Raw genomic sequence first — 22,098 nt, 5'->3', positions numbered from 1 at the left:
GGAAAAAGAACGCGGACGAGGAATAATGAAGCAAGCATTTGTGCACACGGTGGTTCGAATGAGCAAATTGCCCAATACTGCAGTATGGCGCACGAGAGTTATTCGAGCGCTGCTGATCGTGACGACCCTGTTGACGGTAATACTCATTCTCGCTCAATGCGAGTTCGACGGTGGATTGCTCGACGAGAATTCCGAAGCGAGTCGCGAGAATGCGGAACAGCTCCGCGCGGCAGCCCAGGCCGCAGCCGATCGGGTGTACTTCGCGGAACATAAAGCAGACGTGCATACCGACATGGTCACCTTCGCGGCATCGTTGTGCTCGGCGACCGAGGCGTTCCGTGCGGCTCTTCCGGCGTCGAGCGACGAGACGATGCCCATCGACGCCGCTTTCGGTGCTGTGCGGACAGATCTGGCGGTGATCGGGCATGCCGCACGCGATGCGCACGACTTCGTCGCCGCCGTAGCGGTCCCCGTCACGGATCGAGTGCTGACGCCCGGTACCGACGCGGCGACGTGGGTGAACCTGCGAGATCGAGCCAGTGGTGCCTTCGGCGACGTGGCGAACTCGGTCGACGGTATCGAGGATCGGTTGCACGCGGCGCAGCGCTGGGATGCCGATGCCGCGACGGCGGAACTGCGAGGGGCCAACGACGCCATCGGGTATCAGCTCACGGTGCTAGCCGCGACGGTCAACGATGTCCTGGCTCGGCTACCGATAGCCAACCAGGAAACCCTCGACGCTCTGCACGCCGCCGAAGTATGTGGCCCCGCAGCCGCATGATCAGTGGGGAGGAACCGATGGAGGAACATGCCCACGGCCGACAGAAGTCGGCAAACCGCCGGGGGATCACGGCGTCCGCCGTCCTGTCGCTGCGAGTTGTCGCGGTGTGCCTGCTGGCGATCTCGCTGCTGCTGGTCATATCGAACGTCAGCGGCGACGAAACCGCGGCCGGAGTCGGCGCGGGTTACCCCGCGCACTCCGTGGCTCCGCGACTGTCTGTGCCCCCGCGGATCGACGCCGCCGAGCCGGCGCGACTCGTCGTTCCCGCGCTCGACATCGACGCGCCGATGGCGCCTGCGCCGACGACCGTCGAGTTCGACCCGTTCCTCGGTCGCGAGGTCGAGAGTTTCGGCGTCCCGGTCGATATGGAGTCCACGACCTGGTGGTCGGACGGTCCGCGACCGGGCGAACCGGGCCTGGCGGTCGTTCTCGGGCACACGCAGGTCAACGGTCATGGCGTCTTCGACCACCTCGGTGATCTGGCGCCCGGAGACCACCTCGAGGTGCGCCCGGCATGGTCAGGCTGGGCGGCGGGGTTTCGTGTCCGCGAGGTCATCGCGGGAATTCCCAAGTCAGACTCCGCCGCACTCAGCGGAATTCTGTCCGCGCACCGAGCTGTCTCCGGTCTCGCGTTGATCACCTGCGACGGGCGGTTCGATCAGGTCGTCGGCGCGAGCGAGGCCAACACTGTGGTGATCGCCGAGTCTCTCGGTTGACGGCGAACAACAGCGGACATGCCGACTAGCGACCGTTCCCCTGTGATCATCGGCGCTGATGGTCCGGGGTCGTCGTGACAAGAGCGAGATTCCCGTCGTATCGCCGGTATAGAAGTCGGCCGCGGGCCGTGGCCGGGTCGACGGAAAACAGAAACGGCAAGCCGTTTCGGCACAGTCGTTTCGCTGCCACGCTGTCGGGGATGGTCTGTGTCGGAGTCAGATCGACAGCGATCTGGTTGTCGCGCGCGGCGGGAAGCTCGAGCCGAGTGTGCCGGAGTAGTCGCACGCCGGCTCCAGCGCGGTACACGATGGCGTCCTCGCCGGTATCGCTGTCGCGGAACAGATATGCGTCGTAGTCCATCGTGTCCATGATCGCGCTCGCGGCCGCCGGTGCGAGTACTTGTGCTCGAAATACCTTGCGTCGCGCAATCGGACGTATTTCGGTGATCGCCGCCAGATTTTGTGGCGCGCTGCGCGCCCAAGGGCCGTGTCTGCCCGGCGCCAGAATCTGATCGAGCTGCTGGTCGAACCGATCGATGATTCTGCGCGGCCCCGAGGCGTCGTCGCCGAGAAGCTGCACCCGGCACAGTCTGCCATCGATGCTTGCGTTGATCTGGAACACCGCGACTTCCGTTGCGCCGCAGTACCGGGTGATTCTGAGGTGCGCGATAGCCACGCTGTCGAGGGTGCGCAGCACGCGGCTCGCACCGTAGACCATGCGCGCCACCACTACTGCGGGCACCGGTCCCGTGGTCCGGACTGTCACGCCGCGGTCGATGTCCGCCGCAGTCGATTCCCTCCGGTACATGAACTAGCACGCTCCTCTCGGCGAAGTCGGCCGCGAGACCTCCGCCGTGGCGCAGGCATCGATATCAGTATCGGCAACCGGGTGTCGCGCCGAAGACAGTCGTCCAGCGAGACCGCATCTTGTGCGCATTCTTTCGAATCCTCTCGCTTGGGTATCGGTGAGTTGATTTGCGGCGATTGTGGTTCATCTCCGTGTGTGGTGACAGGGCCGAATGTCCCGGAGTGAGCAACACCCGGCACGGGTCACTGGACACGCGAATCCCGAAAACTCGAACGCGGGAAAGCGGGACATCTGGCACTTCTGTTCGAACGGGACCCGTGGTGTAGTCGGTGAGGTACCAAAGAAATTTCCGGCGTGCGTCGTGGCACGGCCGAGGAAGCGGGCGATGAGAGGTGGCTCGAAGATGAACCGTGAATTGACGCAGCGTGAAATGCTATGTGAGTTGGAGCCAGTGGCAGAAGCGGCGTTGAACAATCACCTCGCTCGCTCGAAGGAGTGGCATCCACACGACTATGTTCCGTGGGAAGAAGGCCAGAACTTCGCATTTCTCGGTGGCAGTGATTGGGAGCCCGGCCAATCCCATCTGGGCGATGTCGCGAAAGCGGCTCTGGTCACGAACCTACTGACCGAGGACAACCTTCCCTCCTACCATCGTGAGATCTCGGAGAGTTTCTCCCGGGATGGTGCATGGGGGACGTGGGTCGGCCGGTGGACAGCTGAGGAACAGCGGCACAGCGTCGTCTTGCGTGACTATCTGGTGGTAACCCGTGGTGTCGATCCCGTGGCGCTGGAGCGGGCACGCATGACCCACATGACAAACGGGTTCAATCCACCTGTGGCCGACTCGGGCGAGCTTCGCGAACAAGGTTTCCTGTACTCGGTGGCGTATGTGAGCTTCCAGGAGCTGGCCACCAGGATAAGCCACCGCAACACCGCCAGATTCTGCGGTGACCCGGTGGCCGACCGAATAATGCAGCAGCTGGCCGCGGACGAGAACCTCCATATGATCTTCTACCGCACGCTGTGCGGTGCGGCCCTCGACCTCGCGCCGGATCAAGCGATCGTCGCCATCGACAACATCGTAGAGAACTTTCGCATGCCAGGTTCCGGCATGCCGGACTTCCGGCGTAACGGAGTGCTGATGGCGAAATACGGCGTCTATGACCTTCGGCAGCACCTCGAGGACGTACTGCAGCCTGTCATGCGGAAGTGGAACATCTTCGGTCGCGAAGACTTCACCGCCCGGGGCGAACAAGCGCGCGAGCGGTTGGATCGGTTTTTGGGGAATCTTCGGGACGTGCAGATTCCTCGTTTCGAGGAACAGCGCGATCGCGCGCTTGCCCGCGATCGCGCCCGGCAGTGAGCGTTCGATTCCGATGGCCTAGGACGCGCTGACGGCCTTTACCTGAGTCCATAGATATACGAAAGGTTCACGATGTCAGCAATTTCACCTCGACAAGCCGACCGTTTACGTCGAACGGCGGTCTGGGTTTTGGTGGCCCTGCTCATCGCCATTCTGGCATCCCGTCCGGTCATGCAGGCATTGATAGCCCTCGGCGTCACGCTCGGCTGGGGTTGATATGAGCGCGACGCTCGCTCGATCCCAGGGAATCGCCTGGACGGGAAAGCAGGGGAGAAGTCCGCCCTGTCACACCCTGTATCAAATCTGCCATCGATGCTGAACAAGATCTGCGAAGGGTGAGAGTTACATGAACGACGTTGCTGATTTCACGACGCGGGAGAGGGGGTGGAAAACAGCGGCCTGGGTGCTGCGCGCGCTCGCCCTGGGTCTGCCGATACTCGGATACTTCCTTGTCGGTGGGGCGGAGGCGGGAGCGCAGATCCCGGATCGTCCAGGGTTCGATCTCGGTGCTGTGGTCGATGCGGTCGGCCCAGCACACCCGAACGGCGTTGAGGCACAGCGAGAACCGATCGGTGATCCGCCGCGGCCCGATCCGGATGTGGTGCCGATATGGCAACAGTTGGAAGATCTTGGAGACAGCGCCGCGGCGGTCTTCGTCGATCGGAATCGCCACGACACCCCGGCACCGGTGAACCAGAGCCCCGCTCCTGACCTGCCGCTGATCGCCGGCGCCATCGATCAGGGGCGAGTCGAACTCGAGACGGTGGTACGGCCCCTGGTCGACAGCGTGATCGGCGGGAGCGACGGCCCGCGTTATGACGCGTCGCCTCGTGGTCCGGATGAACAGGGTGAGGTCGGCCGGCCGCTGCCGTCGCCGCGTTTCGACCTCGGATCACCGGTGCCGGAGCCGAATTCGGCATGTACCGCGGGCGGCTGTGAGAATCACGTCGGCTCCGCTGCGCTGGATCTTGCCCTGTGGGCCGATGCGGCTCTCGGTCGGTTCAGCGAAGACCCGGTGGGCTTCCTGCACGCGGCGATCGACCCCGCGATCGAGAACTTCCGTTCCGATCCCGTCGGCGCGGTTCGTGAAGGCGCGACGGTCGTGCTCGCTCCTGGCAGCCTGATGGTGGCTCCGCGCGAAGCGCTCGTCGCCGCCGCGTCGGCGGTCGGGGGGCCCGCGCTGGCCGCCTGTGTGGAAGTGTTGTTCGATAGTCGGGTCGCTCCAGTCCTCGGCAACCTGGCGTCGGCCGTGGCGGTAGGCGCCGCGGTGCCGGTGGGGACAGCGATGTTCGGCTCGGTTCTCGGCGGCCTGACGATAGGTATCCCCGGTGCGGCCATCGGTGCGCTACTCGGGTTGTCGAATCCCATATCTGCTGTCGTTGGCGGCTCCGTCGGCACGCTGGTCGGTGCAGTCCTCGGTCTGGTGCCGGGCGCCGCTCTCAGCGGCGTGACCGGCGGCGTCGGCGGTGCGCTCATCGGTTGGCTGCTCGCCACCGTCGGTGGTGTCGGAATCGGTGGCGTACTGGGTGGCGTGCTGGGAGCGGTCGGGCCCGCGCTGTTGACCATGGGGAGCGCGGTTCTGCTCGGCGGACTGGTATCGGCACTTGTCCTCGCGCCGGTGCTGGTGCTCGGTGGGCTCGCACTGGCTCTGCTCGCGCTGACCGCGCCGGTGTGGTTGCCGCTGCTGTTGTTGGCGCTACCGCTGATCCTGATTCCACTGATCCCTGCGTTGGCCATCGCGGTGCCGCTGCTGTTGTTGTCACTGGTGAGTGTGCCGCTACTCGCGTTCGGGTACGTTCTGCTGACGAAAATCTGTCTGGGCCTCATCGCTGCGGCAATCGGGATTCCCTTCCTGATCGTCATCTGGCCGGGCCTGGGGTTGGTGCTGGGTGGATTGGTCGTGGCGCTGTTCTTGGCCCCTGTAGAATTCGTTTTCTTCACAGCCATTCTCGCTGCCCTGTTTCTGGCTGTCACCGCGGCGATCGCCGCGGTGGTCTACCTGGGGTCGATGGTCCTCATGCTGCCCGTCGCCGTCCTGGCGGGCCTCGCCTTCGCGCTTTTCGGCGCGATCGGCGGCGCTCTTGCCATCGGGGTACTGCTGGTCGCGGCGCCGCTGCTGCTTCTGGTGGCTGCGCCGGGCATGGTGGTCGGCGGCTTGCTCGCGCTGGCGATTATCCCGTTGGTGGTGTTGATCACCGCCCCGATCGGTGCCGTCATCGGCGCTGTGCTCGGTGCGCTGAACCCGCTGAACCTGATCGGTGCGCTGATCGGTAGCGCGGCTGGTTCGCTGATCGGCCTTCTCGCTGGAGCCACGATCGGCGCAGCGCTCGGTTCGATGATCGGTATGGCAACCGGTGTGCTCGCGGCGCAGCTACTGTCGTCCGTGATGGGAGCGATCGTCGGCTTCGTCGTCGGTGCGATCCCCGGTGCGTTCGTCGGTGGCCTGGCCGCTCTGTTCGCCGGACTGCCGTGGGCGGCCTTGGTCGCATTAGTGGCGGCCATGGTGTTCATCTCGGGCACCGTGTCCGGTTGGGCGAGCCTCACAATCGGTGCGCAGCACCAGCGTGACAGCCTGATCGGTGCCGCCTGGTCGGCGTGGCACCACAGCAACCTGAAGCGGTTGCTCGGCGGCGTCATCGATTGCTACCAGGGGCCGATCGCGAAGGTGGCATCGGTCATCGACGCGTGGTTCCGCGGTCGGCTCGATCCGGTTAACGCCGGTATCGGTGCGGTGGTCGGCTTCGTCGTCGGCGTATTCGTCGCCGGCGGGCTCGGCGCTGTCGTGGGATTCGGTTCGGGACTGCTCAGTCCGTTGAACCTGTTGCCGGGGATTCCCGGCGTGCTCGCGGGCTCGGTCCTGGGGATGCTGGCCGGCGGTATGGTCGGCACTCTGCCCGGCGGAGTGCTGGGTGGCATCCTCACCTACATCGGCACGTCGATCATCGACTCGATAGTCACTGCCACCGCTGGGACGATTCTGGGGCTGGTGACCGGGATCTTGGCATCGGTAGTGACCGGTGGCCTACTCGGGGCCGGTCTCGGTGCCGGGGTCGCCTCGATCCTGAGTGCGCTTGTCGGAGCCGGCGTTGGCGTGGCGGCGGCGCTGGGTTCCTTCGTGGTGACCCTGGGTGTCCTCGGAGTGGCGGTGCTCCTGCCGTTCCTGGCCACTGTCGGCATCGCACTGGTCGCGGGACTCCTGCCTGCATTGATGGCGCTGGTGGCACCGTTGATCATCCCGGCATTGATTATCGGCGCGATCGTGGCTGTCATCGCCATTCCGTTCACGATCATCATGGGGATCCTGGTGGTCATCGGGCTCATCGCTGCGGCGATCGCGGGTCCCTTCGCGGTTCCCGCGATCCTGATCACCCTGGTGATCTACATGGCGGTGGTCGGTGGAATCGCTTTGGCTGTCGGGGCGATCGCGGTCGGATTCATGCTGGTGATCGGCATTCCGCTGGCGATCGCGACCTACCTTGCCTTCGAGGCGCTGGTCGGTCTACCGATCATGGCCATTGCGGGTCTGCTCGCGGTGGTTGGTCTCGGCGCGGCGCTGGTGTCGACACTCTCGGTCGGCGTGGTGGTCGGGGCGGGTGTGATGACGGCGATCGACTTGGTCGCGGCGTTGGTGACGATCCCGGTCGGTGTCGTCGTCGGAGCGGTGCTCGGCGCACTGGCCGGACTGATGGCCGCCCCGTTGGTGGCGATCCCGGCTGCGGTGAGCGGTGGAGTGCTCGGGGCGATGCTGGGGCTGATCAATCCGCTCAACCTGTTCGGGGCGGTTCCCGGCGTGCTCCTAGGCTCGGTAGTCGGATGGATTGTCGGCGCGGTCACGGGCAGTGTCCCGGTCGCGGTGCTCGGCGCGATTCTCTCGATCGTGTCGACCGCGGTCGCGCGAGCCATCTTCCGGTCGTACCTCCTCGGCGTCTTCGCCGCCGGAATCGGAGCGTGGACCGGGCTCGGTGTCGGCATCACCGCGGGAGCGGTCGTGCCGCGCCGAGACGGGCAGATCCCCGAGGTCGATATCGAGGGTGGGCTCGAGGCACTGCACGAGCTGCTCAGCGGTGGCTCCTGTGGCGTGGAGAGTCCGTCCCGACCGGAGGTTCCGGTGCCGGGCGGGTGTGGGTGTGGCCCGCTTCAGCCGGAGAATGCGGTACCGGGTGGGCGTGATTGTGGCCCGCTTCAGCCGGAGGACTCGGGTGTGGGCTCTGCCGACATCACCGAGTACCCGGTGCACGCTGGTACTGGCGGACTCGCTCCGGCGCCTGCTTCCACGGAGGCAGCACCGGTGCCGCTCACCGGACTCAGCATGGCGGCACTCGGGCTGCTGTTGGCGGCGCTGGCCGCCGCGGCGGCGACCAGGCGCGAACGCGTCGACGTGTGACCGTGTGATCCCGATGCCGGTGGTGGCCCCTTCGCTGTCACCGGCATCGGCGTCCGGCTGACAGGCATAATGTGGTCGATACCCCCCGGCCGATCCACTCGGTCGGGGGGCATCGACCGGTACCGTGGTCGATGACGACGAGACCGCAGCGGCCGCACCGGGCGCCGTGGGTTACACCGCTTAGAGCAGGGCCCGATCGACGAACGAGGCGAGCAGGAAGACTCTCACGATCGTCCACCGATGGACGCGCTGATCATTCCAGTCCTGGTGCAGCACGGCCTGCTGTGTGATCTTGTCGGTGAGGACCATGGCCCCGAAGCCGATGGACAGGTGCACGACAACGTCGAGAAGTGGGCCAGCTTCCGGCCCGGCTTGCGCGGGTGTGGGGAACGCGGGAACGTCGAGTCCGCCGCGCAGCACGCGCGTGCACTTCGGTGCGGCATCCGCAATGACATTGTTCGCCAGGTCTGTCCGATCAGGATGGCCGCCCGGGGCGAACAGTGAAGTACCGAAACGCGGTGGTGTGTAGAACAGCGACCGATACGCCAGCTGAGTCCGCGCACCACCGGGCGCCGCGATCAGCCGGCCTTGTCCGGCCGATCGGCGAACCACACGAACTGGTCGTCGGGTCCGAATCGGGCGCGGTCTATTTCGCGACGTCATTGTCCCCGTGATCGCTCCCTGCGCGTCGACGAGGTGGACTCATTCCTGTATACCGTTGCGGCAGTGCTCGATCGACACACCTGCCAGCGGTTCTGCGCTGCGATCCATCGGCGCAGCGAGGTGCGCAGCATGACCAGACCGTCATCGTGAACGGCAGGAAAGCCAGAAACGCGACCATCGCCCGGTTGTCGGCAGTGTGAGCAGCGGATCCGGTCGTCGAATCGCTCACGTCGACGAAATCGACGAAGCGGCATGCAGGCGAACCCGCAGCGCGAACAGCCATGCGCGCGCCGTCGTCCATACCAATGTCCACAGGGTCGCGGGCGTACGCCACGCACGTGGCAGACCCGCTCCGGAATCGGTCATAGCGCGAGGGCGAATTCGTGCTCGACGACCGAGGCGGACGTCATCGAGGTCAGTGCGACATCATCGGCCGAAACTCGGCCCCGCAGGCCACATCGGCGGTCGACTACACCGCGGTCGTGATCCGATCGCCGTCCTCGGAGACGCCAGTATGCGCGTCGCGGTCGTCGGAGGATCTTTCGGTGGTCAGTTCGGCGGTAGTCAGCCGGGGGATTCCGAGTGCGGCCACGGTCGACCCCCGACAGGGGGGGCAGCCACGACGTCACCGGAGGCCGCCCAGAGCGGCATGCTGCTCGATGGCGCAGTAGCAGGAGTTGTTGGTGCGCAGCCCGGTCAGCATATCCGCGATGGCCTACGGCGCCTCGGCGAGTTGTCGGCCACCTCGGCCGATTCGCCGGAGTCACGAATGTGAGTAGGCGGTAGCTCGTGAAAGCCACCCGGCAGTACTGCCGAAATCGATGCCGCCGTCGGTGTGGCGTGCACTGTCAAACCCGATCCCGGTGGGGGCGTCGATCGATGTGTGCGAGGCGCCGGTCATTCGCTGCGGTTTCGCGAGCGCGGTGGCCGGACTCGCCTGCATGAAGGGTTTACCCTTTGCGCCGGTGAGCTGCCGCACTGAGCGCATACCGGTGGTGGCGCCGGAAGACGCGAGCAAGGCATCGGCTCCTGCCGCCAGCGAGCCCAGCGCGATCGCGCTGATCGGAGGCGGAGTGACGAGCGTCAGGATGCCGCCGATCGTTGCCGTGGTCGACAGGACCTCGTGGATTGCTTCGCGGTTCTCGTCGATTCCGTCACCCGGCTTGTCCCAGATGCGCTTGCCCGGAAGGTAGCGGCCACCGCGGTAGCCGCCTTGGCGGCGTAAAAGCTGGAAGTGCTTGGCGGAGGTCATGGTCGCGTCGATCGCGCTCTGGCAGTTGGTGACGGCGGTCGTCGCCGAGGACACCTGGGCGGTAGTGGCATTGTGCCGGGACTGGGCGTCGGCAAGTGGACGGCAATCACATCGGTGTGCCACCTACCGACCACAGTCCTCACCTGCTGCAGTGATGCTCAGGCAGAGGCGAGATCCAGGGGCGGAAGCTGGCGCGGAAGGCGTCACCCACCCCGTCATGCCATACCTCGTCGTTGCTGTTGCGAAGGCGGGTCAGGAGGGACTTCGCCTCGGTGACGGCGTCAGTCGCGGCCCTGACTCTCGTACGGAGGGTGTCGGCTTGGGCTGTATCGCCGGGTATCGGGTCGAAGCCGAGGATAAGGAACTCGGTCGTCTACGCTCCTCGGTTCCGGCCGATTCGGTTCCATCGGAGCCGGGTCGCCACAGACCGGACACTGATCGGACGGGTGGTGCCGGTAGGTGGGGCACCCGGCCGGCAACCACCGGCACCGCGGCCTGAACTCAGCCGACCAGGGGCTTCAGCGCCCGGCCCGCCGCTTCGATGACCCCGGGCTCGTGCCCGTTGGTGATCATGTTGACGATGACACCGTCGATGCCGTGGTCGAGGACACGGGTCTGGATCTGTTCGGCGACTTCGTCCGGGGTGCCGACGAATTGGCGGTCGGCGGGACTGTTGCGGATTTCCTCGGGTGACAGCGCGGACAGGTCGATGCCGGCGCGGGCGAGCATATCGGACTGGAGTTTGCGGGCGCGGTCGCCGTCTTCGTCGGCGATGACGAAGGCGAGGAAGCTGGTCTCGAGGGTGGCCGGGTCGCGGTCGGCCTCGGCGCAGCGCTGGTGCAGGGCGGCGATCTTCTGGGGCAGCAGCGAGGCGTTGCTGATGATGTTGAGGTGGTCGGCGAAGCGGGCCGCCAGCGCGAAGGTCTTCTTCTCGCCGCCGCCGCCGAGCATGATCGGCAGGTCGTCGCGCACGCGCGGCTCGTTCATGGCGTTCTCGGTGTGGTACCAGGCGCCGTCGACGGTGGGGCGCTGTCCGTGCAGCATCGGGGAGATGATGCGCAGCGCTTCCTCCAGCCGCTGGAAGCGCTCGGTGAAGGTGCCGAACTCGAAGCCGTACTGCTGGTGTTCGAGCTCGAACCAGCCCGCGCCGATGCCGAGCACGGCCCGCCCGCCGCTGACCACGTCGAGGGTGGTGACGGTCTTGGCGAGCAGGGCCGGATTGCGGTAGGTGTTGCCGGTGACCAAGGCGGACAACTNTCCCCGTTTCCTCGTTCTGTTGATTGGACGCACGAAGCGACGATTCGGTTCCATTGCGTTGCGGCGACGGACCGACGGGTCACGTGATCCAGGGAGTCAACATAGCGGGAACCCGCGGTACCGGGATTCGCTCGGTCGCGGTGGCCAGCGCGCCGAGCGCCGTGTAGGCCTCCAGCATCGGCTCGTCCGGGGCGCCGATGCCGGGTAGCTGGTANTAGGTGTTGCCGGTGACCAAGGCGGACAACTGGATTCGCTCGGTCGCGGTGGCCAGCGCGCCGAGCGCCGTGTAGGCCTCCAGCATCGGCTCGTCCGGGGCGCCGATGCCGGGGAGCTGGTAGAAGTGGTCCATCACGAACGCGGCGTCGAAGCCGGCCGCTTCCGCCGCTCTGGCCTGCGCGATCACCGTGGGAAACAGCTCGCGCACCGAGGACGTGTTGCTGAAATTGGGCATCTGGTAACCGAGACGAATGCTCATAGCAGCGACGATAGGACTTGGAGTGCACTCCAAGTCAAGGCCGGATTCAGGACGTCTCGGCGACCGCCACCCGCGCCGGGTAGTCGATCAGATCGATGTCGTTGGCGGCCTTGTCGCCGTACTTCAGCATCAGCGAAAAGGCACGTGAACCGAGGAACCGGTTGCGGACCCCGATGCCGAGCGCGGTCTTCGGGGCGAGGAACGGCCCGGCATTGCTGTTACCCGCGATCTTGGCGTAGCGCTTCATGATTCGGTCGTAGGCGGCGAACGCGGTGACATGGTCGCCGTCGGCGAGGGCCAGTTCACCGGCGAGCACGTACGCGCCGACGACGGCCAGGCCGGTGCCGAATCCGCCGAGGGTGTTGCCGTAGGCGGAGTCGCCGACCAGGGCGACGCGGCCGCGTGTGTAGGCGCCCTTCATCCGCACCTGGCTGATCGAGTCGAGGTAGATGTCGTCGAAGTCGGCCAGCTCGGCCAGCATGCGGGGAACGTGCCAGCCGAGGCCGGCGTAGGTCTGCTCGATGATGCGCCGCTGGGCGGCGGTGTCCTCGCGGGAGTAGGCCAGCGGCGCGGACGCGAACATGTACAACTGCTGGGCCTTGGAGCCGCCGTCGATCGCGAGCTTGCCGGGGGAGTTGTACGCGACACCGCGGGCTCGCTCGCGCGGACGGTCGACATCGCTCCACGGACTCGCCCCCGCCACGCAGTAGTAGTAGCCGAGATGGCGGACGAACTCGGCCTCGGGACCGAACGCCAATTTCCTTACCCGCGAATGGATTCCGTCGGCACCCAGGACGAGATCGAAGGTGCGCGGCGCCGCGTGCTCGAACTCCACCCGTACGCCGTCGGCGGTGTCGGTGAGCGCGGTGACGGTGTCGCCGAAGACGTATTCGCAGTGCTGCTCGGTCCGCCGGTAGATGACCTCGGCCAGGTCGCCGCGCAGGATCTCGATGTCGCCGCCGGTGAAGTCGCCGGACAGGAAGGCCAGTTCGCGTTCGTGCTCGTCGACGAAGGCGACATCGGTGGTGCCGGTGCGGCGGGCGCGCACCTCGTCGAGGATGCCCATCCGCTCGAGCACGGCCAGATGTGTCGCGCCCTTGAAGTCGACGGCCTGGCCGCCGGGACGCAGCGCGGGTGCGCGCTCGACCACGGTGACGGTGAAGCCGTAGTGATGCAGCCAGTAGGCCAGCGCGGGGCCCGCGATGCTCGCGCCGGAGATGAGAACGGTCTGGTTGCGCATGGTCTGCTCCTCGGATCGGAATCTGTGTCCGGCGGAATCTGTATCCGATGGACACGAATAAGAGTATGGTAGACACAGTTCTGCGTCAACCGGAATTCTCGAGAGGATGGACCGATGCCGCCGCCGACCACCGTCGAACTGTTGTGGGGCACCGCCCAGCGCCCCAAGCGCGGCCCCAAGCCGGCGCTCACCCTGGACGGGATCGTCGCCGAGGCGATCGCGCTGGCCGACGCCGAAGGGCTGTCCGCGCTGTCGATGCAGCGGCTGGCCGAACGGTTGGGCTTCACCAAGATGTCGCTGTACCGGTACGTGCCGGGAAAAGAGCAGCTCACGGCTCTGATGCTCGACGCGGCGATGGGTGACCCGCCCGCGCCGGGCGCCGCGCCGGCGCACTGGCGCACCGGCTTACGCGCCTGGGTGGAGGCCATCTTCGAGCGCTACCGCGCCCATCCCTGGGCCATCGAACTGACCCTGGGTGTCCGGCCGATCGGCCCCAACGAGATGAGCTGGACCGAGGCCGCGCTCACCGCCCTCGACGGCACCGGGCTGACCGGCCCCGAGCGGCTCGACACCATCGTGCTGCTCAACGGGCACGCGCGCAGCCTGGCGCAGCTGGTCGAATCGGTCGGCGGCGAGGCGGCGCAGCGGTTCACCGACCAGTTCACCGCCATGATGTCCGCCGCGGGTGATCGCTTCCCCGCCGTCACGACGGCCTTCGCCGAGGAAGTCGCGACGGGCGCCGGTGCCTCGGCCGCGCCCGGTGCCGCCTTCGAATACGGCGTCGACCGCATCCTCGACGGCCTCGAAGTGCTCATCGCGCAGCGGATCGATCGGTAGCGCCGGGGTCTGGTCCGGGAACCGCGAACCCCCTAGGCTCGCCTCATGACCGACGAACCGGGACTGCCGGACAATGCTGTCACCGTCGTGCGCGAGTTCTTCGGCGCGCTCGAACTCGACGCCGTCGACGAGGCGCTCGAGCTGCTCGATCCGGCGATCGTCTGGAAGAACACCGGCCTGCCGTCGGTCCGCGGCAAGGACCGGGTCGCCGCGGTATTGCGTGGCCTGAGCCGGCCGCAGCTGGGGTTCTCGGCGGACATGCACCACATCGCCGCGGACGGTGACATCGTGCTCACCGACCGCACCGACTACCTGCGCGCCGGACCGGTGAAGATCGGCTTCTGGGTGAGCGGCACCTTCGAACTGCGCGCGGGCCGGATCGTGCTGTGGGACGACCACTTCAGCATGGGCAACGTGCTGCGCGGCACTGTCGTCGGCGCGGCGCGGGCGGTGCTGCGCCGCTGAGTCCCACCCGGGGCTACCCGTGCTTGCTCAGGTAGTCCAGGTAGGTCGGGCGCAAAACGTCGGCCAGTTTGCCGTCGCCCGCGTGGATGTAGTCGTCGATCATCGGCAGCACGTACTTGATGTCGGCCTCGCTCTCGCCGAGGTCGCCCGCTTCGGCCTGGGCCGCCGGGATCGACTTGAGCAGGTTCCACAGGAACTTCACGTCGCCGCGCCGCACGGCCGTCTTCACCGCGCGATCGTGCAGTTCCTTCGACGACAGTTTCTCCAGATCCTGGTCTTCGGCCATGTCTCGACTCTAGCGCTCGGCGACTCACCTGGCGCGGATCCGTCGCGTCGGTGCCGGTTAACGACAAATTCACGGACACGTCCGGCTGTCCGGCAGCGCGGCCGGGAGTTGGACGGTAGCGTCGGTGATGCGGGTCGCGTCGGTGTGACTCGTACGGGAGGTCCTGACCGTGACTGAGCAACTCAGTGCGAGAGGGCCGGCACCCGGCCCTCGTGGCGGTTGACCAGCGCGTCACCGCCTACCAGGACGGACCGGTCCAGCGAGATCGTTCGCGCGGGTGCCGTGCGAACACATAAGGAGCCCACCGTGACTGCTGCACGCTCCGTTTCCGCCCCCGCGATGCACACGGCCTCGGCCTCGAAGAAGGGGGTCCGCCCCTCGCGTTCCGGTCGCAAGACTTTCATCGTCGACACCTCGGTTCTGCTCTCGGATCCCTGGGCCGTCACCAGGTTCGGCGAACACAAGGTGGTTCTACCGCTGGTCGTGATCAGTGAATTGGAGGCCAAGCGACACCACCACGAACTCGGCTGGTTCGCCAGGGAAGCTCTGCGGATGCTCGACGACCTGCGGGTCAACCACGGCAGGCTCGACCAGGCACTGCCGATCGGCACCGAGGGCGGCACCCTGCAGGTGGAGCTCAACCACACCGATCCGTCGGTGTTGCCCGCCGGATTCCGTTCGGAAACCAACGATTCCCGCATCCTGGCCTGCGCGCTGAACTTCTCGGCCGAGGGCGAGGACGTGGTGCTGGTGTCCAAGGACATCCCGCTGCGGGTCAAGGCCAGCGCGGTCGGCCTGTCCGCCGACGAGTACCACGCCCAGGACGTGGTGACCTCGGGGTGGAGCGGCATGGTCGAACTCGACGTCGCGGGCTCCCAGATCGACCAGCTCTACGCCGATTCGGTGATCGACCTGGACGAGGCGCGGGAACTGCCCTGCCACACCGGGATCCGGCTGTTGGGCAGCAGCTCCAGCGCGCTGGGCCGGGTCACCGCCGACAAGCGGGTCCAGCTGGTCCGTGAGCGAGAGGCTTTCGGCCTGCACGGCCGCTCGGCCGAACAGCGGATCGCGCTCGATCTGCTGCTCGACGAGAGCATCGGCATCGTGTCGATGGGCGGCCGGGCGGGCACCGGCAAGTCGGCGCTGGCGCTGACCGCCGGTCTGGAGGCCGTGCTGGAGCGGCGGACCCAGCGCAAGGTGGTCGTGTTCCGGCCGCTGTACGCGGTGGGCGGCCAGGAACTGGGGTACCTGCCCGGTTCGGAGAGCGAGAAGATGGGCCCGTGGGCTCAGGCCGTCTTCGACACGCTCGACGGGTTGGCCAGCCGCGAGGTGATGGAGGAGGTGCTCAGCCGCGACATGCTCGAAGTGTTGCCGCTGACCCACATCCGGGGGCGCTCGCTGCACGATTCCTTCGTGATCGTCGACGAGGCGCAGTCGCTCGAGCGCAACGTGCTGCTGACGGTGCTGAGCCGGCTGGGCACCGGTTCGCGCGTCGTGCTCACCCACGATGTCGCCCAGCGCGACAACCTGCGGGTCGGCAGGCACGACGGCGTCGCCGCGGTGATCGAGAAGCTCAAGGGACACCCGCTTTTCGCGCACATCACGCTCACCCGTTCCGAGCGCTCGCCGATCGCGGCGCTGGTGACCGAGATGCTCGAGGAGTACGGACCGAACGCCTGATCCGCCGGCAATCGGGCCGCGTCACGGCCTGAATCCGTTTGATTACGGCGAACTGTGGGTATTATCCGCGGCGACACCAATCCAGCAACGGCTCGGCGAACAATGTTCCGCCGGGCCGTTGCGGATGTCGGCCAGGCTCCATTCCGGGGGCGTGCCCCCGGGGGGGCCACTCGCGAGAGGATGGATATGAACCACTTCGCTCGACGTACTGCCGCCGGAAGCGCCGCGATCCTCGCCGCCGCCGGACTGTTGCTCGCCGCGGGTTGCAGCGACGACGACAAGGACAAGGCCAACGACACCGTCGGCACCGTGACCTCGGTCATGGGCGGCGCCGGGACGACCACCACCGCCGGGGAAGGCGGGATGACCACCACGCCCGGCGAAGGCGGGATGACCACGACGCCCGAGGCGGGCTCGCCCAGCACCTCCGCGACGGCTGCCGGTGGCTCGACCACCATCTCCACCCCGAACGGCGACATCACCGTCTCCGGCGAGGTCTACAAGAAGTATGTCGCCGCGGGCGGCGCGAGCAGCCCGCTCGGGATGCCGGAAGAAGCCCAGGAGAGCGGCCCGAACGGCGGCCAGTACCAGGACTTCACCGGTGGCACGATCTACTGGAGCAGCGACTCCGGCGCCCACATCGTCTGGGGCGACATCCGGGAGACCTGGGAGGACGAGGGCGGCGCCAACGGTCCGCTCGGCTACCCGACCACCGACGAGACCAACACCGCCAACGGCGGCAAGCAGAGCGAGTTCACCGGTGGCACCATCGTCTGGGTCAACGGTGAGACCACGGTGACCAAGAAGTAGCTCGTGCGTCCGGCCCGGCGTGGGGACCCGATCGCCCCGTAGGTCCCCGCGCCGACGGCCGAACCACTATGTTGTCGGGGTGCAGAAAACTTTGACCGACCGTGAGCTGCTGGATTCGCTCGCGGACGTGGTGGAAACCAACCTGGCGCGGCACATCGAGGCGGCCGAGGGCTGGCAGCCGCACGACATGGTGCCCTGGGCGGACGGCCGCAACTTCGCCTTCCTCGGCGGCACCGACTGGACCCCCGAGCAGTCCGAGCTGAGCGACACCGCCAAGCTCGCGCTGACGGTGAGCGTCCTGGTCGCCGACAACCTGCCGTCCTACCACCGGGAGCTCGGCAAGCATCTGCGCACCGGTCCGTGGTGGCGCTGGGTCGGCCGGTGGACGGCCGAGGAGAACCGCCACGAGATCCTGATCCGCAACTACCTGATGGTGACTCGCGCGGTGGACCCGGTCGCGCTCGAGCGGGCCCGCATGGCGCACATGACCGAGGGATTCAACCGCCCGCCGCTGCACCTGATCGAGGTGCTGGCCACCTGCGCGTTCGAAGAGCTCGCCGCCGCCGTCCGGCACCGCAACACCGCCGCGCTCGGCGAGAACCCGATCGTCACCGCGCTGGCCGAGAAGCTGGCCGCCGACGACGAACTGCAGGCCGAGTTCTTCGCCGTCCTCGTCGGCGCCGCCCTCGACCTGGTCCCCGACCAGGGCGTGCGCGCGATCGCCGACCAGGTCGCCGCCTTCCGGGTCCCGCACGTCGACCTGCCCGGCGGCGGTTCCAGCGACGAAGCGCTGGCCGAAGCGGGCATCTACGATCCCGCCAAGGAAGGCGAGCTGGTGTTCAAGCCGCTGCTGCAGCGCTGGAGCATCTTCACCCGCACCGACTTGAGCGAAGAAGGCGAGAAGGCCCGCGCCGAACTGGCGCACCTGGCCTGATCTTTCGGACGAAGGGCCGTCACCTCGACGAGGTGACGGCCCTTCGCCGTGTCAGGAGTCGCGATCCACGTTGGCCATCGCCAGCACGTCGAGCTTGCTGTCGAGTTCCTCGACCGAGAGCTTGTCCGGCGTCAGGCCGCGGTCGATGACGGTCTGGCGGATCGTCTTCTTCTCGCGCAGCGCCTGTTTGGCGACGGCGGCGGCCTCCTCGTAGCCGATGGCCGAGTTGAGCGGGGTGACGATCGACGGGGACGATTCGGCCAGGGTGCGCAGGTGCTCCTCGTTCGCGACCAGGCCGACGACGCACTTGTCGGCGAACAACCGAGAGACGTTGGCCAGCAGGCGAATCGACTCCAGCAGGTTGCGCGCCATCACCGGGATGTAGACATTGAGCTCGAAGGCGCCGCTCGCGCCGCCGAAGGCGATGGCGGCATCGTTGCCGACGACCTGCACCGCGACCTGCGTCACCGCCTCGGGCAGCACGGGATTCACCTTGCCGGGCATGATCGAGCTACCGGGCTGCAGGTCCGGCAGCTGGAGTTCGCCGAGCCCGGTCAGCGGACCCGACCCCATCCAGCGGATGTCGTTGGCGATCTTGGTCAGGCTGACCGCGATGGTGCGCAGCGCGCCGGAGGCCTCGACCAGCCCGTCGCGCGCCGCCTGCGCCTCGAAGTGGTCCTTCGCCTCCCGCAGGGCGTCGATTCCGGTGCTGCGCACCAGTTCCGCGACCACCTTCGCGCCGAAACCGGCGGGCGCGTTGAGCCCGGTGCCGACCGCGGTACCGCCGATCGGCAATTCGCCCAGCCGTGGCAGTGTGGCCAGCGCCCGCTCGATCCCCGCCTCGATCTGCCGGGTGTACCCGCCGAACTCCTGCCCCAGCGTCACCGGCACCGCGTCCATCAGATGCGTGCGGCCCGACTTCACCACCGTGCGCCACTGATCCGACTTGTCCAGCAGCGCCAGCCGCAGATGCTCCAGCGCGGGCACGAGATCGGTGATGACGGCCTCGGTGGCGGCCAGATGCGTGGCGGTGGGGAAGGTGTCGTTGGACGACTGCGACATGTTCACGTCGTCGTTGGGGTGCACGGTCACCCCGTTGCGCGCCGCGATCGAGGCGATCACCTCGTTGGCGTTCATATTGGAACTGGTCCCCGACCCCGTCTGGAACACATCGATCGGGAACTGATCATCGTGGCGCCCCGCGGCGATCTCGTTCGCCGCCGCGATGATCGCCTCCGCCTTCCCCGGATCCAGCAACCCCAGATCCTTGTTGACCTGCGCACAAGCGGCCTTCAACAGCCCCAGCGCCCGGATCTGCGCCCGCTCCAACCCCCGCCCACTGATCGGGAAGTTCTCCACGGCCCGCTGCGTCTGCGCCCGCCACAGCGCGTCGACCGGAACCCGAACCTCACCCATCGTGTCGTGCTCGATGCGGTACTGCACGTCGTCATCAGCCATGCCTCGACCCTAGGACGATCTCGCCCCGAGTGGGGTTCTCACACCACCGCAAAATCCCACACTCCGGTGGGGAATATGTCATCACCCGACCAGGCGGACATCCACCCCGGGAAGTCCGCCGAAATCGGCGCGTTTGCCGGTGTGGACGGTGCGACCCGTCGCGCGCGCAGTCGCCGCGAGGATCAGATCGTGTGCACCTCGGGGTGAACCCGTACGCCGGACGTGGGTCAGTAGCTCAGCATGATGCTCGGCGACCGTGTCGTCGTAAGGGATGCTCGACACGATGGCCCGGAACTCGGTGGGGAAGGCTCGCGCGCTCGCTTGTTTCGCCGGGTTCGTCTGACCAGCCGGCCCGGCGAGGTACTCCACGATGACGATCGCCGCGACAGCGACGTTGTCGTCATCGGCGATGACGACAGGAAGGGCGACCGTGCCACGATCGATGGCGATCAGAATGCCGGTATCAAGGATCAGCTTTCCCATGGATCGCTGTCCGCGTCGGCGCTCGCATGCCGGTCGATCGACTCGACCGCAGCTTCGAACTCCGCATCCAAACCGATGTTGCCGGCCCACCGCTTTGCCAGCTTGTTCAAGCTCTTACCGTTCGCCCGTGGCGCCGGAACGAGGCGCGCCACGCACACGCCCGCGCGGGTGATGACGAACTCTTCCCCAGTCGAATTGGCGTTGGAAGGCTTATTCGGCGGAATCCGGGGGGCAGATGTCTTCCAATTCGGTATCCGAAACGGTTGGTCGCAGTGATTCATCCAGGCAGTTGGTCACTTCTCTTGCTGCGGATATCGGTCGGTCATATATTTGGTGCAGGACTTTTGCCACCGCTATCTTCAACTGGGGTATGTTTTCGTCAGCTCGGAAGGTTCTCAGTATTTCCGAAATGGTTGCCGACTCGACAGGGGGCCAAGCCGTCATATCTATCCAGGTTTGCCGAGGGGTTTCTGGGTAATCTCCTGTTACAAGCCAATGGCCATCCTCCTCTCCGGTTACCCCGCAGTAGTGTTCGCCGTTCAGCGAACGGGACACGAATTCCAATCTGCCGCGACTGTCGGCGATCCTCGCCAGATCGACCGACTCTGTCACTCGAACCGCGGCCCATTCTGCTTTGCTGATCACATGGGCACTGTTCACGGCAATAAGGAATATTCCTTCATTTGATGGTATGCCCCTTCTTCTGAGAGCTCTTATCCATGGATCCGTGACTGCTCCCGCGCCTTCATCGAATGGCACAATTACATCTGGTTCGACGCCGACGGTCGAGACCAGTTGCCAAGTCTGGAGAACGCTGGGATCGAGCGATGTCAAGTCGACAGAAATAGGTATCATTCCGGCCGATTTCAGGAGGCCGGACGTTGAATTCTTGTCATTCATGTGCATCCTCGCTATTCTTCGTCCCGAAGCTGCGCAGGAAGCGCATCGGACGTGACGCTTCCTCTCGGTCGAAGAAAGTTGCCCAGGCTATGTGGACTGCTGCCGACCTCAATTCCCCCAAATCGTTCAATGTAGCTTCAGGTGGGTTACAGTAGGTCAATCGGGGGCGTCACCAGGGGTTGCGTCGGGAAATATTTCGAATAGAACACATAAGAGTTGATCCGGCTCAACATTTTGAGCGCAACAGTTTCCATCTTCTTCTATTTGGGTGTGGTATTTCCTGCGCCGAACATCCTCATCCAATGAAGGATTTCGAGTGTTTCATGGTCGGCGAGAAGGAAAGTGTAGTAGCCATCCTGGCCGTCCACGTCTATCATTAGGAGCTCATCCGTTGGATGGGATTCCAAGAAGTGCACCAATTCCTCGGTCAATTTCAGAAGGACGGGATCTCCGCGAGTGCATTTCATCCTTCGCGTGTAGATGCGAAGCAGATTCGTTCTGGATGCGGGATGTGTATTGATTTTTGATTTGCGTACTCGGGCAAGCAGGCTTTCATCGGCAATGCCGCGTGGAATTGCTGCCGCTACTAATCGTTCCAGCTGCTTTCGGTCCATGTGGGTCAGCCCTCCGTGTTGTCACTTATGATCGGGCGGGGTTCTCGGCGGTCGAGCCTGCCCCGGTCCACGACCTGACCCCCGACCCCTGGCAGCCTCCACGACGTGTTGGGCGGTTTGTACTGGGCGGCAGTACATTTGAACCTTCCCGCCTTGGCCGATGGTGGTTACGAAGGTGCCGGTATCGGCGTGCACACCCCGATCAAAGCACCACCGGATGGGGCATGCTCGATATCGATACCCGCACCCGCAACGCCCTGCTGCGGGACATGTGTTGCCTGGGCGAGTGCTGGTTCCGCGTACCCGCCCTGTCCAGGGCTGTCAGGTTCTGCTCGGACAACATGTCCGCGTCCGCGACCGCCACGATGGCCTCGATCCGGAGGCGTATCACGAACCTCCTGATGATCTGAATCAGACTATTTCGCATAAGGTAGTCTGATTCCAGCAGATTTCATCATCTCTTCATACGACTCCTGCATTCCGGCCAGGCGAAGCTTCAGGTCGGTCAGGGCGAATTTGGCCTCGTCTATTTCACCATCGTCAAGTAGATCCTGCGACTCGCTCAGTATGGAGACGAGGATGCTCAATGTATCTCCCTGAACCAGGAGTCCGGGAAATTTTCTTCCAGACCATCTTACTAATGAATAATCACCTTGAGTGGCAACTAGTTCAGCGGCGGAATGCTCCATTTA

At 65.8% G+C, this 22,098-nt stretch carries 21 protein-coding genes and 2 pseudogenes; 11 read left to right on the top strand and 12 right to left on the bottom strand.

The genetic code is table 11. The features are described 5' to 3' along the window. Positions 1-58 precede the first annotated feature (58 nt). Entirely contained in the window at positions 59-781 is a 723-nt protein-coding gene (locus V8688_RS17310) for a hypothetical protein (RefSeq protein WP_342801225.1), read from the top strand. Between the two features lie 17 nt (positions 782-798). Next, positions 799-1,497 (top strand): class F sortase, encoded by a 699-nt coding sequence (locus V8688_RS17305; RefSeq protein WP_342801224.1) that lies wholly within the window; start codon positions 799-801, stop codon positions 1,495-1,497. A 46-nt stretch (positions 1,498-1,543) separates the two neighbouring features. Here V8688_RS17305 and V8688_RS17300 read toward each other — a convergent pair whose 3' ends face one another. After that, complete coding sequence (locus V8688_RS17300; protein ID WP_218719550.1) at positions 1,544-2,215, bottom strand: sigma 54 modulation/S30EA ribosomal C-terminal domain-containing protein; 672 nt, start codon at positions 2,213-2,215, stop codon at positions 1,544-1,546. A gap of 493 nt (positions 2,216-2,708) precedes the next feature. Between V8688_RS17300 and V8688_RS17295 the strand changes: the two genes are divergently transcribed. From V8688_RS17295 to V8688_RS17285, 3 genes are all read left to right on the top strand, one after another. Continuing rightward, positions 2,709-3,668 (top strand): acyl-ACP desaturase, encoded by a 960-nt coding sequence (locus tag V8688_RS17295; protein ID WP_342801223.1) that lies wholly within the window; start codon positions 2,709-2,711, stop codon positions 3,666-3,668. A gap of 346 nt (positions 3,669-4,014) precedes the next feature. Then, positions 4,015-8,052: a hypothetical protein gene (locus tag V8688_RS17290; protein ID WP_342801222.1), complete on the top strand. Its 4,038-nt coding sequence runs from the start codon at positions 4,015-4,017 to the stop codon at positions 8,050-8,052. Between the two features lie 240 nt (positions 8,053-8,292). Beyond that, positions 8,293-8,556 (top strand): hypothetical protein, encoded by a 264-nt coding sequence (locus tag V8688_RS17285; RefSeq protein WP_342801221.1) that lies wholly within the window; start codon positions 8,293-8,295, stop codon positions 8,554-8,556. 922 nt (positions 8,557-9,478) lie between these two features. On the opposite strand, the gene V8688_RS17280 is transcribed toward V8688_RS17285, so the two are convergent. The 4 genes and pseudogenes from V8688_RS17280 to V8688_RS17265 all read right to left on the bottom strand — a co-directional run bounded on the left by V8688_RS17280 (position 9,479) and on the right by V8688_RS17265 (position 12,939). Next, positions 9,479-10,021, bottom strand: a complete 543-nt coding sequence (locus V8688_RS17280) for a hypothetical protein (protein WP_342801220.1) — start codon at positions 10,019-10,021, stop codon at positions 9,479-9,481. A 447-nt stretch (positions 10,022-10,468) separates the two neighbouring features. Further along, a complete protein-coding gene (locus tag V8688_RS17275; RefSeq protein ID WP_342801219.1) occupies positions 10,469-11,278 on the bottom strand; it encodes an LLM class flavin-dependent oxidoreductase in 810 nt (269 codons plus the stop codon). Between the two features lie 163 nt (positions 11,279-11,441). After that, positions 11,442-11,699 (bottom strand): annotated as a pseudogene (locus V8688_RS17270) (LLM class flavin-dependent oxidoreductase); the annotation flags it as partial. Positions 11,700-11,745: 46 nt separating this feature from the next. After that, positions 11,746-12,939, bottom strand: coding sequence for an FAD-dependent monooxygenase (locus V8688_RS17265; RefSeq protein ID WP_342801218.1), 1,194 nt, complete (start codon positions 12,937-12,939; stop codon positions 11,746-11,748). 114 nt (positions 12,940-13,053) lie between these two features. On the opposite strand from V8688_RS17265, the gene V8688_RS17260 reads away from it, so the two are divergent. After that, complete coding sequence (locus V8688_RS17260; protein ID WP_218719558.1) at positions 13,054-13,776, top strand: TetR/AcrR family transcriptional regulator; 723 nt, start codon at positions 13,054-13,056, stop codon at positions 13,774-13,776. Positions 13,777-13,821: 45 nt separating this feature from the next. Beyond that, entirely contained in the window at positions 13,822-14,241 is a 420-nt protein-coding gene (locus V8688_RS17255; RefSeq protein ID WP_218719559.1) for a limonene-1,2-epoxide hydrolase family protein, read from the top strand. A gap of 13 nt (positions 14,242-14,254) precedes the next feature. On the opposite strand, the gene V8688_RS17250 is transcribed toward V8688_RS17255, so the two are convergent. Continuing rightward, complete coding sequence (locus V8688_RS17250) at positions 14,255-14,527, bottom strand: hypothetical protein (RefSeq protein ID WP_218719560.1); 273 nt, start codon at positions 14,525-14,527, stop codon at positions 14,255-14,257. A gap of 306 nt (positions 14,528-14,833) precedes the next feature. On the opposite strand from V8688_RS17250, the gene V8688_RS17245 reads away from it, so the two are divergent. The 3 genes from V8688_RS17245 to V8688_RS17235 all read left to right on the top strand — a co-directional run bounded on the left by V8688_RS17245 (position 14,834) and on the right by V8688_RS17235 (position 17,951). Then, the gene (locus tag V8688_RS17245; RefSeq protein WP_218719561.1) at positions 14,834-16,207 is read left to right on the top strand and encodes a PhoH family protein; all 1,374 of its coding nucleotides are present in this window, start codon (positions 14,834-14,836) and stop codon (positions 16,205-16,207) included. 186 nt (positions 16,208-16,393) lie between these two features. Then, positions 16,394-17,017 (top strand): esterase, encoded by a 624-nt coding sequence (locus V8688_RS17240; RefSeq protein WP_316576004.1) that lies wholly within the window; start codon positions 16,394-16,396, stop codon positions 17,015-17,017. A gap of 79 nt (positions 17,018-17,096) precedes the next feature. Beyond that, on the top strand, positions 17,097-17,951 hold the full coding sequence (locus tag V8688_RS17235; RefSeq protein ID WP_308248555.1) for an acyl-ACP desaturase: 855 nt from the start codon (positions 17,097-17,099) through the stop codon (positions 17,949-17,951). Between the two features lie 51 nt (positions 17,952-18,002). On the opposite strand, the gene V8688_RS17230 is transcribed toward V8688_RS17235, so the two are convergent. From V8688_RS17230 to V8688_RS17210, 5 genes are all read right to left on the bottom strand, one after another. Further along, positions 18,003-19,409: a class II fumarate hydratase gene (locus V8688_RS17230; protein WP_342801217.1), complete on the bottom strand. Its 1,407-nt coding sequence runs from the start codon at positions 19,407-19,409 to the stop codon at positions 18,003-18,005. An 81-nt stretch (positions 19,410-19,490) separates the two neighbouring features. Further along, positions 19,491-19,892 carry a PIN domain-containing protein gene (locus tag V8688_RS17225; RefSeq protein WP_342801216.1) on the bottom strand — a complete coding sequence of 134 codons (402 nt, stop codon included), beginning with the start codon at positions 19,890-19,892 and terminating at the stop codon, positions 19,491-19,493. Further along, positions 19,880-20,002: a hypothetical protein gene (locus V8688_RS17220; protein ID WP_342801215.1), complete on the bottom strand. Its 123-nt coding sequence runs from the start codon at positions 20,000-20,002 to the stop codon at positions 19,880-19,882. Before V8688_RS17220 ends, V8688_RS17225 begins: the two co-directional genes overlap by 13 nt. Before the next feature lie 100 nt (positions 20,003-20,102). Continuing rightward, on the bottom strand, positions 20,103-20,792 hold the full coding sequence (locus V8688_RS17215; protein WP_342801214.1) for a hypothetical protein: 690 nt from the start codon (positions 20,790-20,792) through the stop codon (positions 20,103-20,105). Between the two features lie 260 nt (positions 20,793-21,052). Continuing rightward, on the bottom strand, positions 21,053-21,406 hold the full coding sequence (locus V8688_RS17210) for a hypothetical protein (protein WP_342801213.1): 354 nt from the start codon (positions 21,404-21,406) through the stop codon (positions 21,053-21,055). 126 nt (positions 21,407-21,532) lie between these two features. On the opposite strand from V8688_RS17210, the pseudogene V8688_RS17205 reads away from it, so the two are divergent. Further along, positions 21,533-21,613: pseudogene (locus V8688_RS17205) on the top strand (IS5/IS1182 family transposase); the annotation flags it as partial. A 209-nt stretch (positions 21,614-21,822) separates the two neighbouring features. On the opposite strand, the gene V8688_RS17200 reads toward V8688_RS17205, so the two are convergent. Further along, a complete protein-coding gene (locus V8688_RS17200; RefSeq protein WP_342801212.1) occupies positions 21,823-22,095 on the bottom strand; it encodes a hypothetical protein in 273 nt (90 codons plus the stop codon). Positions 22,096-22,098 lie beyond the last annotated feature (3 nt).

It is taken from the genome of Nocardia sp. No.11 (assembly GCF_038752175.1).
GTDB classification, from domain to species: Bacteria; Actinomycetota; Actinomycetes; order Mycobacteriales; family Mycobacteriaceae; genus Nocardia; species Nocardia canadensis.
This window is presented reverse-complemented; position numbering and strand designations above follow the sequence as displayed.